The sequence below is a fragment of the uncultured Dokdonia sp. genome, from assembly GCF_947492815.1.
Lineage (GTDB): Bacteria > Bacteroidota > Bacteroidia > Flavobacteriales > Flavobacteriaceae > Dokdonia.
Window position 1 is genome coordinate 194,661 of sequence record NZ_CANLOB010000002.1, and the last position, 12,807, is coordinate 207,467.

Genomic DNA, 12,807 nt, shown 5'->3' on the forward strand with positions numbered 1-12,807 from the left:
CTCTTTGATTGCATCTTTGTATCAACAAAGGAAAGGATAATATTTTCTTTTAATAATAAGATAAATCAACATGATGTAAATCTTATAACCATTAAGAAAAATCCTGTAACGCTAAAACTTATTACTCTAGCGACCTTTGTAAGAGAAAAGAAAAGGATTATGAAAAAGGCTACAATCAGAATAATAACATCACTTCTACTAACAATAGTATTTGTTATATCGTGCAAAAAAATAATTAATTCAAAAGAAGGAAGTAAAGTTGTCAATGAGAAAATTTTAAATGATAAACTGGAAGCTACATTATTAGTAAAAGCAGCACAAAATAACCTAAATACAATAGCACTCTGTAATGCAGTAGAAAAAATAGAGGAAGATCAAGAAATAAAAAGTGTAGCAATCGCTATAAAAGAGGAACAACAAAAAATATTTGATGGTATTCAGAATTTAGCATCAGAAAATATGATATCTGTAGCTAGTAAGCCAACATATCAGGCTGATGTCTTAAAATATTTTAAAAATGAAAATATAGTAACAGTAGACATTCTAGATAATATCAAAGACAAACTTGAGACACAAATAGAAGTTTTAGATACTTTAAGATTAAAAACAGATGATAATGCCATAGAGTTAGCTGTAGAAGAATATTTAGAGGTTCTAAAGGAAAATAAAGCAATAACCCAAAATACTTTAGAAAGTCTAGAGTAAATTAAAATAAATAAAAAGCTATGAGAAGTTTATTATACATAATTGCAGTAATACTTGTAATAGGATGGGCATTAGGATTTTTTGTCTACAGTGTAGGAGGTCTAATTCACATTTTATTAGTAATCGCAGTGATCGCAATATTATTAAGACTCATAGGCGGCAAAGGCGTCTAGAAAAGAAAAGAAAATTAACTTAATTAATAACAATTTAAAATTTAAAAAACATGAACAATTCAGTAGTAGGAACATTAGCAGGAATCGCAATAGGAACAATAGTAGGAATGTTGATAGCTCCTGATAAAGGATCTAACACACGTAAGAAAATTGCGGAAAAAAGTAAGGAAACTTCAGATAATCTTAAAGATGAGATAAACGTATTACTAGAGAAAGTATCTCAGAAATACGATGTTGTAAAACAAGCGGGAAGTGAAATCGCTCAAACCACTAAGAAAGCTGGAAATGAAATTTCAAATACTACAAAGAGAGAGTTATCTAAAATGAATGGACAAGTAGTATCATAATATAAAGCACAAAATATATTTTAAACAATGAGCGGTACAGTAGATCATATTGAAAATCTTTATAACAAAGCAAAACAATATACTGAGACAAGTATAGAACTATATAAGTTAAGCGCAATCGATACTTCGGCAGATGTAGTATCATCATTAGCAAGCAGAGCTATATTGATCTTAGTCATCTCTACCTGTATTATTTTCTTAAACCTAGGATTGGCACTATATCTCGGTGACCTTCTCGGAGATTACTTTAAAGGATTTCTAATAGTAGCGCTCTTTTATTTATTGTTAGCAATCATTATATACTTTTTTAATAAAACACTTATTAGAAAGCCTATAACAAATCTGATGATAACAAAATTAATGAAGCCTAGATTAAAGGAAAAAGAAATAGAAGAAGTAATAGCAAATTCTAACAATAGGAATAATGGGACGATACACTAGTAAAGAGATAGAACTCAGACAGACAATAATGCTACTCCGAAAAGAAAGAAATCAAATTTCTGGAGAATTAAGGGAGCAAGCTTACGCTATGGGTAATTATTTAAAGCCTTCTAATATTCTAACAAGAACATTACAGGATTTTAATAAAGAACCCGAGTTTAAGAGTTCAGTAATAGGCTCTGTGTCTGGTATTATTGGTGGATATGTATCTCGAAAATTTCTGTTTGGAAAATCCAACTCCATATTTAAAAAAGTATTAGGAATAGGATTGCAACTTGCGACGACAAAACTAATCGCTCAAAAAGTAAAATAAATCGATCATCTGTCAGAAAAATAATAATAATTTAAAAAAAATACACACTATGAAAATTTCAGAAAACAATAAACAACAAGTAGAAGCTTTACAAGAATTATTACAAAAAACGTATGATGCAGAAGCAGGATATAAACAAGTAATGACTAAAGCAGAAAAAGAACCTCTTAAAAATTGGTTACAAGAAAAGGCAGTACGCAGATCACAATTTGCAAATGAGTTAGATGCGCACATTAGAGAATTTAATGCAGAACCAGTAGCTAAAGGTACAACCTTAGGTAGTGCACATAGAACTTGGATCGATGTAAAATCAGCACTGAGCTTCAATACAGATGAAGCAATATTGGAAGAATGTGTGCGAGGTGAGGAAGCAACAATTAGTGAGTATAACGAACAAATTTCGAATACAAACTTTGCTCCAGAAGTAAGAAGCTTGTTGGAAAATCAAAAACAGATGATAACTTCAGATCTAAGAACTGTAAAATCTTTAGAAGAGGTAGTATCGTAATTAGATAAAATGATTTTACATGCTCTAGTCAAAGCAGTATAATACACAAAAAAACTCTTGGTTTTATAATTGACTTCTAATTTTAGAAGCGTACCTATACTTCATACCCCCTTATAGAAGTATATATAAACCAAGTATAAACCAAGAGTTTTTAACAACCACCCGACTAAATACGACAACTATGAAAAAATACATATATATAGCATCTTTAATCTTCTTGATAGGTTTTATAACTACGTCTTGTAGGGAAAAAACACCAGAAGAAAAAATCATTGAACAAATGGAAAATCAAGGAGCTGAAATCAAGGTGAAAGATGATGGAGAAAAGATAAAAATGGAAACAGAAGACACCAAAGTGAAAATAAAAAAAGACGATGGTGAAACCGACATAAAAATAAAACAAGAAGAAAAATAATATCCACATAAATTGTTATGAAACTAGATTTTTCAAATCTGAAAACACTTTTTATTAACTGCACGCTTAAAGATTCATCAAAAAATTCCCACACGGAAGGATTAATGACACTATCGATGAATATCATGCGTGCAGAAAAAGTGAGTGTAGAATACATAAGACTAGTAGACTATACTATTCCTTTGGACTGAAACATAGAGGGTATAACAACAACCAGAACGGAAGGGACCATAAATTCGAGTATAATGGGATGGAGCTCGAACAGGCTCTCGGCGTCAATATGATGGAGATGGAGATGCGACAGTTCGATGCAGCTATTGGCCGATGGATTGTGCAAGACCCGATTATCCATCATGATTTTTCACCTTATAATAGTTTTGATAACAATCCTATCTTTTGGGCAGACCCATCTGGAGCCAACAGTGAAGATCCAAAATTAATTGGCTCCTCTCATCACAACGGTGGGACTTTTAACAATGGTATTAAATCATCTAACGGAGGAGGTGAAAATAATTGTTGTCTAACACCTTATAATGGTCCTGGAGTAGCAGTTGGAAATGATGTTGTCAATCCATTAGATGGTGTTACCGTTTCTGGTATCGATAAATCAGGAGGTAATACACAAGGAGTAGTTCTACAAAACAACGCATCAATAAGTGCACCTATTTTCGGCGGTAGATTTAATACTTTTTATATGCCTGAATTGGATCGAAATTATTATTTGGATGTACCTGGTTCTATCCAAAGACCTAGCGATATAGCATCATTAAATTCATTACAAAGAATGTCATTAGTTTCTTTGGGTAGTGTTAAAATGATTCAAGCTAGTGGAGAAGCACTATTAGCGCCAATTAGAGTAGTTGATACAGAACAATATGGAAATAACATTTGGGATCAGCCTGCACTTCCTCTACCTTTTTCAGGTGCTTCAAATACGGGTACTGCCGCCAATAGTGCTTTTGCATGGATTAATTTTACTAAATTAGCTAAAAAGTTTCCTTTTAGAACCACGAAACATTTTCTTGTAAGAATTCATGGAAGAGCTAGTCGAGGAATTACTCCAAGATTGGCCATAAATACATACAATAATGGACGTTTATTCTATAATCCTGCAACAGGCAACTTTATTAGACACCTTACAGCTCAAAAAATTTCTGTTGTAGTAAGCAAACCTACTGGTGGTCGTGCAATTACGGTTTTTACAGGTAATCCTTCACCAACTTGGAACGTAGTTAAATTTAAAAAATAATGATAAAGTGTGAAATTTTAGAAAACGAAAAGATCTTAAGGTTATATCCAAAGTATGATTCTGAGTCGGGTATATTAGAAATTCAAACGAAAACACCGACAGATTGGGTTTTCGGATTAGACATTAATGGAACGATTATTTTTGATATTAACGATAAATTTATAATTGAGAATATTGATATTCTGATTCCAAAATGGAAATGGGAAAAATACTCTGGAAAGCTCCCTTGGTCTGAGAAAGTATTAAAGAATAAATCTGTAATTTTTACTAAAGAAACTATAAATAAAAAAAGTTTCTATATCAATGAAGGTATTCAAGCATTTTTTGATGACAAAAATCTCTTTTTTGGATTTAGTTCAAATTCAAAATATGATATATTAAATAAATCTAAAGGAATTATCTTATCAGAAGATTGTTATCTTTTAATTCAAGAAAGTTATATTGTAGGTGTTATTCTAGCAAAAGATAAAATTAATTGATATTTAGGAAAAAAGGCACTTTTGAAAAGCTATTAAATTAAAACATTTATTACCCCTGCTAGCGCAAGTTTATAATTCGTGCCGTTAAGAGCAAGTAAGAAAAGCCACAGATTAATAGGATGTAGTGTTTTCATAAATGGTAAACACTACAACTACTCTTATAATGACTAAGAATAAAAGTTGTTGATAACAAGAAGTATGTATCCATTTCCTGCATTAAATAACCTAGTATTCTAAAATAGAGCAACACGCTATTCCATGCTTTTATAGATAGTATTAAAAACAATGATATGAAATCATTTCTAATAAGAAATATGTATATTTATAGCTTGATACTTATGATGTCTTATAATCAGATAGTAACATTCAAGCACCACACTCATTTTTATTAGAAAACAGGTTTCCTTTGATAGGATACGCTATATATCATTATAAGATATGATATATAGGTGTTTTCTAGTATATTTATTGAATAAACATATGGTATTTTGAAAAGAACATCTAAACATAAGCTTGCAGCATTTAATCTTCAAGAAATGCTCATTGTATTAGCCATTATTGGAATATTGCTTTTGCTTGCAATGCCAAAACTCATGCCTTTAATATCTAAGGCAAAAGCTATAGAAGCGCAAGCACAATTAAAGCAGATACATAATATGCAGGTACTGTATAGTTATTCCTATTCTAAATTTTCAGGAGATTTTAATGAGATCGATTTTGAAGCTCCTAAAACAGTGAAAGAAGGAGGTACTGCAAATTATGAATATGCTATTATATCTGTAACAGGAGAAGGCTTTAAAGCAAGAGCTACAGCAATTACAGATTTTGATAGAGATGGAATTTTTAACGTTTGGGAAATTGATGAAAATGGAAATCCAAAACAAATCGTTAAAGATTGATGTTGATAGTCCTTTTAAAAATAATAGCATTGGCTAGTTTACTAGCCATTTTTTATCAAGACCAAAAAGATAGAATGGTCTATTGGTGGTTTTTTCTCATAGGAGCTGTAGGGTTTTCAATACTACATATTCAAGAAGTAGGCTGGTTGCAATTTGGAATTCATTGTGCATTTAATATAGGACTTGTATCCACTATTTTAGTTGTTTTGATGCTTTACATACGTATTAGATTTCAAACCTTCCGTTTACAAAATGTGTTAGGCTTAGGTGATATCTTATTATTTTATGCATTAGCCCTAAGTTTTGCTACGCTAAGTTTTGTGACGCTATTTGTTTTTGGACTTCTTTTTTCTTTAGTCCTTCATCTTGTTTTTAAAAATAAACATCAATATACGCTTTCGCGAAAGCGTATAAATTCTGAATCTAGTTCTCAAGAAATAACAGTGCCTTTAGCAGGGTATTTGTCATTATTTTTTGCTGGCGTATTACTAGTCCATTGGTTAGGGTTTTATGAAAATCTATATGTCATCTAAATGGTAGGAGAAACCACATATATAATCCCTGTTGAATTGCAACAACGTATTAGTGCTGAGCAAGCCTATCAGTATCGTATTGTTCCTATTAAAGAGGATAGGAATAGTCTTGTTTTCTATTCAGATACCACGACTCCTAAAATCTTATCTCAAGAACTGCTCATCTTTTTAGGATATGAGGTAGTTATAGAACAAGTAAATACAGTTGTACTTGATAAATATTTAAGCACAAACTTTCGAAAAGCGTTTGATAGCGAAAAACAAACGTTTACATATACAAAAGACTTTTTAGAGAAAATCCTTTTGACAGCTAAAGCCATTGGGAGTAGTGATATACATTTTGAGCCTTTTGAAAATCGATGCCGTATTCGTTTTCGATTAGATGGAAAATTAAAAGAGCAATATAGTATTCCGAAAGATGAATATCCCGTCATTATCAATAAAATAAAGAATCAAGCGAATCTTGATATTTCTCAAAATCGTTTACCACAAGATGGACGTATTACGGTGAAGACGCAAGTAGATGAGTTTGATATCAGGGTATCTACATTACCTACTTTGGATGGTGAAAGTATTGTACTTCGTATTTTAAGTAAAGATACATCCAATATACATCTGGATCAACTAGGGTTTACGGAAGAAGAATTACAGATTTATAAAGAGGGTGTTCGCAATCCTAATGGGATTGTACTCATTTCTGGGCCTACAGGATCAGGTAAGACTACTACTTTATATGCGACACTTAAGCTTTTAAATAAGACAGATACTAAAATTCTAACGATTGAAGATCCTATAGAATATACATTAGAAGGTGTGATGCAAATGCAGCTTCGTGAAGATATAGGATTAGATTTTGAGACAGCACTCAAGACGTTTTTACGTCAAGATCCAGATATTATTATGGTAGGTGAGATACGTGATGTAAAAACAGCGAATATGGCAATACGTGCAGCTCTTACAGGACATTTAGTACTGTCTACGATTCATACCAATTCTGCTTGGGGAACTATTTCAAGACTCATAGATATGGGAGTACCAGCGCATCTTATTGCAAGTACGCTAAATTTAAGTGTTGCACAGCGACTAGTGCGTAAACTTTGTACTCATTGTAAGAAAGAAATGTCTATAGAAAAGGATACGTTTCCAATAAATTACAGTATTCCCGAGGAATTAAAAAAACATTACATTGCACAGGGATGTTCTCATTGTTATCATACAGGGTATCTGGGAAGAAAAGCCATTTATGAGCTACTTCCTATTACTAATGAGTTAACAATACATATAAAAAATAACGAAACACAGATAGATACCTATCTGGAAGAGAAAAATATAAAGCAATTAAGCGATCAAGCGATACATCTAATCCAAATGGGGGAAACATCTGTAGATGATGTATTTGCGTTACTAGCGGGATAAATAAATGATAAAAAAAATAGTATGTATATGGGTATGCGTCTTTATGACACAACTCAACATTGCACAAGAATATGATCAACAGCGTATAGATCAATTAGAAAATGAGCTTACGGCTATTTCTACAGATGTACCTGGACTATCGGAAAAACTCAATATAGAATTACAACAAAGTAATCTCTCCACATTTCTTTTAGGAATATCTGAAATTCACAAGATTAATATTGATGTAAACCCTGAGTTACAAAACACTCAGATTATTAATAATTTTAAAGATGTAGAAGTACTAGATGTACTTTCATATGTCTGTAAGATTTATAATTTGACTATTGATTTTACAGGTAATATTTTATATATCACACCTTATCAAAAAGAAGAAATTCCTGAAAATCGTGCCATTGAAATTCAATATGATCCCACTGCTCAGATCCTAAGTGTGGATTTAAAGAACGATAATCTTTCAGAAGTTTTTAAATTAATTTCAAATACTTCAGGGAAAGGGATATTTTATACGCCTGAATTAGCAAATAAAACAATATCTGGTTTTATCAAAGACCTTCCGTTTGCTATTGCTATGGAGAAAATAGCATATTCTAATGATCTAATTGTTTCCAAAACTAAAGACGGTTCTTTTGAATTTACATCAGGAATTATACAATCTTCAGCAGGGAATGGAGATGGAAATCAACAACAAACTCGTCCTATCAGAGCTCGGAATGCTAATTTTTTCTTTAAAGTTATAGATAAAGAAAATGGCATTTTAGATGTTGATATTCAAAATGTGCCGATAGCTGATATTATTTATGATGTAGGCAATGAATTAGGATTAGATATTTTTACAGCATCTCCTTTAAATGAGGCGGGCTTTGCAAGTGTCAGTGCAAAAAACATTTCTTTTGATAGCTTACTAACTAAGATTTTTGAGAATACTACACTGGCTTTGAACTCATCTCAAAATAGTAATAATCAAAATAATAACGGGAGAACAGATAGAGGTCAGGATATTACCCCATCAAGTCCTGTAAACCGATTTACGTTTAAGAAAGAAAATGGAGTTTATTATTTTGGAACCTATAGACAGCTTACGCTACGTTCAGCAGAGGTAATCCCGCTTCGTTATCGCTCAATTGGTCTGCTATCAGATCCTCAACGCTCTGGGAGAAGTGCAGGGAGATCTAATACAAGTTTTGGTTTTAATTCTGGATTTAGAGGAAATGGATCAAATGTAGGAAATACAACAGGTACATTTAATCCAAACCAACAAGCAACAGGTCAAAGAAATTTAAGAAATCAAGACCAAGATATATCTGATATTAGTTCACTTATTCCTGATGATGTAAAACAAGATTTGAATATCATAGCAGATAAAGAACTGAATAGCTTTATTGTTAGTGGTGCTAGCGCAGATATAGGACGTTTTAAACGGTTTGTTAAAGAAATTGATAAACAAGTACCTATCGTAATTGTCGAGGTAATGATTTTGGAAGTAAATAAAAACTCTACATTAGATACAGGTATAGAATGGGGAATTGGTTCAGAACCTACTACCACACAGGGAGCCATATTTCCTGAAACCAATATCAATTTAGGGGCTAGTACGATCAATCGTATTTTAGGGCGTATTGATGGGTCTAGTTTTTTTAATATAGGGCAAGTTGGACCTAACTTTTTTGCAAATATCAGAGCTTCTGAATCTAATGGCAACTTTAAAATTAAATCTTCTCCTCGTATTACAACCCTCAATGGACACCGGGCTTATTTTTCAAATGGACAAACAAGTTATTTTGAGGTGACACAAAATCAGTTTGTAGGAACTCAAAACCCAATATTAAGTGAGAGTGTAAATTTTGTTCCTGTAGATGCAGAGCTTTCTCTTGAAGTACTTCCCTTTGTTTCGGCAGATGGAGAAGTAACGATGGATATTAAAGTAATTCAGTCAAGTTTTAATGGAGAACGAGTTACAGAAAATGGTCCACCCGAAATTAGCTCTAGAGAATTTACGTCTATCATTAAATCTCGCACCAATGATATTGTTGTCTTAGGAGGATTGGAAGAAAATCGAAAAAGTAATTCTGGCTCTGGCGTTCCTTTTTTAGCACGTATTCCAATTATAAAATTTTTATTTAGTAAACGCGTACGGACTGCCTCTACTTCAAAACTCACCGTGCTTATAAAACCAACAGTTATTTACTAATGTTAGATAGCTTAAAGCGAAATATCATCTATGGGAATACCTATTGCTGTATAGAGCATCTAGGCTCGGATACTGATCCTGTAATTAAAGCTCTTGTCTGTAAAAAACAAAAAGGAGAACTGGTGACCTCTGATAAAACGGAAGTTGCTACCATAAAAGATGTTCGAGCATTTGATGCAAAACTGAAATATGCGCATCTGATTATTAATAATCATCAGGTACTTCAAAAAACAGTAGAAAATGGTCAGTCACTTTCAGAAATCGCTATAGTAAACCAAGCATTTCCCAATATTGATGTAGACTCTTTTTATTATGAGATTCTTAGAGTAAAAGAAAAAGTATATGTATATATCTGCAGGAAAGCTTATGTAGATGAATTAATTAAGAGTTATGAGAAGGAGCGTATTTATATCACTCAGTGGAGTTTAGGAAGTACGCCTATCCATGGGGTAGCACCGTTTTTAAAAAATAAACTAGCGATTCATACTCCTACAACTACCATATCTCTTGCCAGTGGTGAAATTCATACTATAGATCGTATAGTATCAGATGCTTTTCAAAATGAGTATTATGCTATTGAGGGTATTCAAATAGAAGGAGGTTATATTAATACCTTAGGAGGTATTATAACTACTGTTGGAGGAGTTGATAAAAATCAAGTAGCTACTAATTTCAGTGAAGAACAATTATTAAAACAATCAAATTTTAAACAACATCGTTTTTTTGCATTGGGACTGCCTTTAGCACTAGGGGCTTTACTTCTTATTCTGTTAGTTAATTTTTTAATCTATAATCATTATTATAATGAGGTCGCTGTATTGCAGGAGATTGGATTCAGCAATACATTACAAAAAAAACGATTAGTTAAAAAAGATTCTATTGTAAGTCAAAAACAAAAACTCTTTGAAGATGTAATCGCTTCGGCGTCCTCTTCAACCTCTTATTTTGTAGATGCTATTGCAAGTGAGATGCCACATACCATTCTTTTAGAAAAACTTCAATATCAGCCTTTAGAAAAAAAGATACGTAATAATAAACCTGTCCAAGTAGAAGCAAATAACATCATTATTACAGGGGAAACGGCTGTGAATAAGGATTTATCTTCTTGGGTTTCATCATTAGAAGACTTGGAATTTACTGATAGTGTTTCAATGAATATTGAGAAAAAAGGAAAAAATATACATTTTAGTATTACGCTTTTAATGAAATCATAAATGACGATTAAACAAAAAAATATTGCCTTACTTATTAGCTTCTTTGGAGTTCTTATCCTAGGGTATTTTTTGTCTATATCAGAAACACTTTCTTTAAAAAAGAATTATGATAGTTTAAAACAGCAAGAAAAACTATATGCTAATATTCCTAAGCGATTACAAGTATTAGCACAAAAAGAAAGATATTATGATTCGCTACTAAAACATTATCAAATCACAAAAACTTCTTTGCAGAATAATCTATTAAAAACCATAGATAGATATGCCGTAGATCATAGCATCAAAATTGTTTCTTTCGATGAACCTCATAGTGTTTTTGAAAAAGGCAAACAAACAAACTCCTATGCATTTAGAGTATCGGGAGATTTTAAATCAATCTTAGGACTAGCTTATCAATTAGAACAGCGAAGCAAGTTTGGGATGGTAAAATCATTAGAGTTTGAAAAAATCAAAAGTTTTAGAACAGGAAATACAACACTAGAAGGACAATTCATATTACAATTAGTTCAATAAAAATTAAATAATGAGATTTATAAAAACAGATTTTAATATAGGCCTATTCTCTTTAGGTTGTTTTATTCTTTTATTAGGATGTAGTACTGCCAAGCAATTGCAGTTTATTAAAGACAAGACTAATACTACAGTACTAGGAACTATTGTGAAAAAAGAAGGTGTTTTAAAGAATAATATTGAGATCAAAGGAATTCCTCATCTTGATCAAAAAATACGTGTTTCGCTTATAGAAAAAGAATTTACTAAAACCTCTTTTTCTAAATACACAAAGGTATTTGACAAACAAAAGCCATCTGTTTCATTTAATAATGATTCGGAAAATGCACCAACGTATTTTGAGATAGAGCTTATCGATGATATTGGATATGCCAGTAGTATCAATAATGACATCACTTCTAGAGAATATGTGAAAAATTCCAAGAAGGCAGGAGTTATAAGTAAAATAGCAATGGTCTCTCAAGGCACTATCGATATTAAAAATATAACATCCGCTTTTCTGGAGCAAATAGAAAATCAGTATGTAATTAATTTATATACTAATGGAGAGCTACTGACGACGCTTTCTTTTTCTGAAATGACCATCTTTGATTACCAGACCTCTTATTTCTGTTACGGAAAAAATGAGCGTAATCAAGTAGTGGTGATGGATATTGTTGAGGAAGGGAAGACGTGTAAAAGACCCTTGGAAAGAAAAGCAAAAAAATTAGAGACGATCAAAAAACTAGCTGACTATTAAAATGAATGTTATGAAGAGATTAATCGTATGTGTTTTTGGTGTTCTACTCTTTTATAGTTGTGAAGATATTTTAAGTGTGCCTGATATTTCAGAAGATTTGATTACCCTTATTGCTCCTACAGATGATGCGGTATTAGAAAACCCAGAAGTAACCTTTACTTGGGAAGAAATCGAATTTGCAGATCAATATCAGATTCAAGTGGCAACGCCAAATTTCGCAGAGGCAAACCAAGTCGTATTAGATACTATTTTAGGAGACTCACTACAAAGCTTTCGAAGCTTTACAACGAATTTAATATCTAGTAACTATCAGTGGCGTGTACGTGGGCTTAATGATAATTTCCAAACAGATTATACTACTCAAAGTTTTGAAGTAGACACACCAAATACAGAAATCAACTTATCTGATCAAATGGTTACAATTTTAGCTCCTGAAGATAATTTTGAAACTTCAGAGACTATGATACAACTATCATGGGAAGAAATAGAAGAAGCTAGTATATATAGGATCATTATTACAAATACAGCTGATAATAGCTTTTTTTTAGAACAAACAACTACAGATACAGAAATCACTATAGAATTTGTTTCAGGAATGTATACTTGGGAAGTACGAGGTGAAAATGAGAGTCAAAACACACCGTATACTCAGCAAACGATTACAATCTTATAGAA

At 32.0% G+C, this 12,807-nt stretch carries 17 protein-coding genes; all 17 read left to right on the forward strand.

Annotated elements, in window-relative coordinates; genetic code table 11:
* Window positions 1–159: 159 nt before the first annotated feature.
* The 17 genes from Q1A01_RS03510 (at window position 160) to Q1A01_RS03590 (ending at window position 12,805) form a co-directional block, all read left to right on the forward strand.
* Complete coding sequence (locus Q1A01_RS03510) at window positions 160–705, forward strand: hypothetical protein (RefSeq protein ID WP_299676055.1); 546 nt, start codon at window positions 160–162, stop codon at window positions 703–705.
* A gap of 20 nt (window positions 706–725) precedes the next feature.
* The gene (locus Q1A01_RS03515) at window positions 726–878 is read left to right on the forward strand and encodes a lmo0937 family membrane protein (RefSeq protein WP_299676058.1); all 153 of its coding nucleotides are present in this window, start codon (window positions 726–728) and stop codon (window positions 876–878) included.
* Between the two features lie 50 nt (window positions 879–928).
* Window positions 929–1,225 (forward strand): YtxH domain-containing protein, encoded by a 297-nt coding sequence (locus tag Q1A01_RS03520; RefSeq protein ID WP_299676060.1) that lies wholly within the window; start codon window positions 929–931, stop codon window positions 1,223–1,225.
* Between the two features lie 27 nt (window positions 1,226–1,252).
* Window positions 1,253–1,666, forward strand: coding sequence for a hypothetical protein (locus Q1A01_RS03525; RefSeq protein ID WP_299676063.1), 414 nt, complete (start codon window positions 1,253–1,255; stop codon window positions 1,664–1,666).
* On the forward strand, window positions 1,650–1,979 hold the full coding sequence (locus Q1A01_RS03530; protein WP_299676066.1) for a hypothetical protein: 330 nt from the start codon (window positions 1,650–1,652) through the stop codon (window positions 1,977–1,979). The genes Q1A01_RS03525 and Q1A01_RS03530 overlap by 17 nt, the downstream gene beginning before the upstream one ends.
* 49 nt (window positions 1,980–2,028) lie before the next feature.
* Complete coding sequence (locus Q1A01_RS03535; RefSeq protein ID WP_299676069.1) at window positions 2,029–2,487, forward strand: PA2169 family four-helix-bundle protein; 459 nt, start codon at window positions 2,029–2,031, stop codon at window positions 2,485–2,487.
* A 181-nt stretch (window positions 2,488–2,668) separates the two neighbouring features.
* A complete protein-coding gene (locus Q1A01_RS03540; RefSeq protein WP_299676072.1) occupies window positions 2,669–2,902 on the forward strand; it encodes a hypothetical protein in 234 nt (77 codons plus the stop codon).
* Between the two features lie 187 nt (window positions 2,903–3,089).
* A complete protein-coding gene (locus tag Q1A01_RS03545; RefSeq protein WP_299676624.1) occupies window positions 3,090–4,151 on the forward strand; it encodes an RHS repeat-associated core domain-containing protein in 1,062 nt (353 codons plus the stop codon).
* The gene (locus Q1A01_RS03550; protein ID WP_299676075.1) at window positions 4,151–4,630 is read left to right on the forward strand and encodes a hypothetical protein; all 480 of its coding nucleotides are present in this window, start codon (window positions 4,151–4,153) and stop codon (window positions 4,628–4,630) included. The genes Q1A01_RS03545 and Q1A01_RS03550 overlap by 1 nt, the downstream gene beginning before the upstream one ends.
* A gap of 488 nt (window positions 4,631–5,118) precedes the next feature.
* Window positions 5,119–5,529: a prepilin-type N-terminal cleavage/methylation domain-containing protein gene (locus Q1A01_RS03555; protein ID WP_299676078.1), complete on the forward strand. Its 411-nt coding sequence runs from the start codon at window positions 5,119–5,121 to the stop codon at window positions 5,527–5,529.
* Window positions 5,529–6,062: a hypothetical protein gene (locus tag Q1A01_RS03560; RefSeq protein WP_299676081.1), complete on the forward strand. Its 534-nt coding sequence runs from the start codon at window positions 5,529–5,531 to the stop codon at window positions 6,060–6,062. Before Q1A01_RS03555 ends, Q1A01_RS03560 begins: the two co-directional genes overlap by 1 nt.
* A complete protein-coding gene (locus tag Q1A01_RS03565; RefSeq protein ID WP_299676084.1) occupies window positions 6,063–7,478 on the forward strand; it encodes a GspE/PulE family protein in 1,416 nt (471 codons plus the stop codon).
* A 43-nt stretch (window positions 7,479–7,521) separates the two neighbouring features.
* Window positions 7,522–9,669, forward strand: a complete 2,148-nt coding sequence (locus Q1A01_RS03570; protein ID WP_299676087.1) for a general secretion pathway protein GspD — start codon at window positions 7,522–7,524, stop codon at window positions 9,667–9,669.
* On the forward strand, window positions 9,669–10,883 hold the full coding sequence (locus Q1A01_RS03575) for a hypothetical protein (RefSeq protein ID WP_299676090.1): 1,215 nt from the start codon (window positions 9,669–9,671) through the stop codon (window positions 10,881–10,883). Before Q1A01_RS03570 ends, Q1A01_RS03575 begins: the two co-directional genes overlap by 1 nt.
* A complete protein-coding gene (locus tag Q1A01_RS03580) occupies window positions 10,884–11,396 on the forward strand; it encodes a hypothetical protein (protein ID WP_299676093.1) in 513 nt (170 codons plus the stop codon).
* A 10-nt stretch (window positions 11,397–11,406) separates the two neighbouring features.
* Window positions 11,407–12,132 carry a hypothetical protein gene (locus Q1A01_RS03585; RefSeq protein WP_299676096.1) on the forward strand — a complete coding sequence of 242 codons (726 nt, stop codon included), beginning with the start codon at window positions 11,407–11,409 and terminating at the stop codon, window positions 12,130–12,132.
* Between the two features lie 10 nt (window positions 12,133–12,142).
* Complete coding sequence (locus Q1A01_RS03590; RefSeq protein WP_299676098.1) at window positions 12,143–12,805, forward strand: hypothetical protein; 663 nt, start codon at window positions 12,143–12,145, stop codon at window positions 12,803–12,805.
* Window positions 12,806–12,807 lie beyond the last annotated feature (2 nt).

Excerpts from the sequence above, each read along its gene's own strand:
- Q1A01_RS03510 (WP_299676055.1), top strand. The coding sequence starts at position 160 with ATGAAAAAGGCTACAATCAGAATAATAACATCACTTCTACTAACAATA.
- Q1A01_RS03515 (WP_299676058.1), top strand. The coding sequence starts at position 726 with ATGAGAAGTTTATTATACATAATTGCAGTAATACTTGTAATAGGATGG.
- Q1A01_RS03520 (WP_299676060.1), top strand. The coding sequence starts at position 929 with ATGAACAATTCAGTAGTAGGAACATTAGCAGGAATCGCAATAGGAACA.
- Q1A01_RS03525 (WP_299676063.1), top strand. The coding sequence starts at position 1,253 with ATGAGCGGTACAGTAGATCATATTGAAAATCTTTATAACAAAGCAAAA.
- Q1A01_RS03530 (WP_299676066.1), top strand. The coding sequence starts at position 1,650 with ATGGGACGATACACTAGTAAAGAGATAGAACTCAGACAGACAATAATG.
- Q1A01_RS03535 (WP_299676069.1), top strand. The coding sequence starts at position 2,029 with ATGAAAATTTCAGAAAACAATAAACAACAAGTAGAAGCTTTACAAGAA.
- Q1A01_RS03540 (WP_299676072.1), top strand. The coding sequence starts at position 2,669 with ATGAAAAAATACATATATATAGCATCTTTAATCTTCTTGATAGGTTTT.
- Q1A01_RS03550 (WP_299676075.1), top strand. The coding sequence starts at position 4,151 with ATGATAAAGTGTGAAATTTTAGAAAACGAAAAGATCTTAAGGTTATAT.
- Q1A01_RS03560 (WP_299676081.1), top strand. The coding sequence starts at position 5,529 with ATGTTGATAGTCCTTTTAAAAATAATAGCATTGGCTAGTTTACTAGCC.
- Q1A01_RS03565 (WP_299676084.1), top strand. The coding sequence starts at position 6,063 with ATGGTAGGAGAAACCACATATATAATCCCTGTTGAATTGCAACAACGT.
- Q1A01_RS03570 (WP_299676087.1), top strand. The coding sequence starts at position 7,522 with ATGACACAACTCAACATTGCACAAGAATATGATCAACAGCGTATAGAT.
- Q1A01_RS03575 (WP_299676090.1), top strand. The coding sequence starts at position 9,669 with ATGTTAGATAGCTTAAAGCGAAATATCATCTATGGGAATACCTATTGC.
- Q1A01_RS03580 (WP_299676093.1), top strand. The coding sequence starts at position 10,884 with ATGACGATTAAACAAAAAAATATTGCCTTACTTATTAGCTTCTTTGGA.
- Q1A01_RS03585 (WP_299676096.1), top strand. The coding sequence starts at position 11,407 with ATGAGATTTATAAAAACAGATTTTAATATAGGCCTATTCTCTTTAGGT.
- Q1A01_RS03590 (WP_299676098.1), top strand. The coding sequence starts at position 12,143 with ATGAAGAGATTAATCGTATGTGTTTTTGGTGTTCTACTCTTTTATAGT.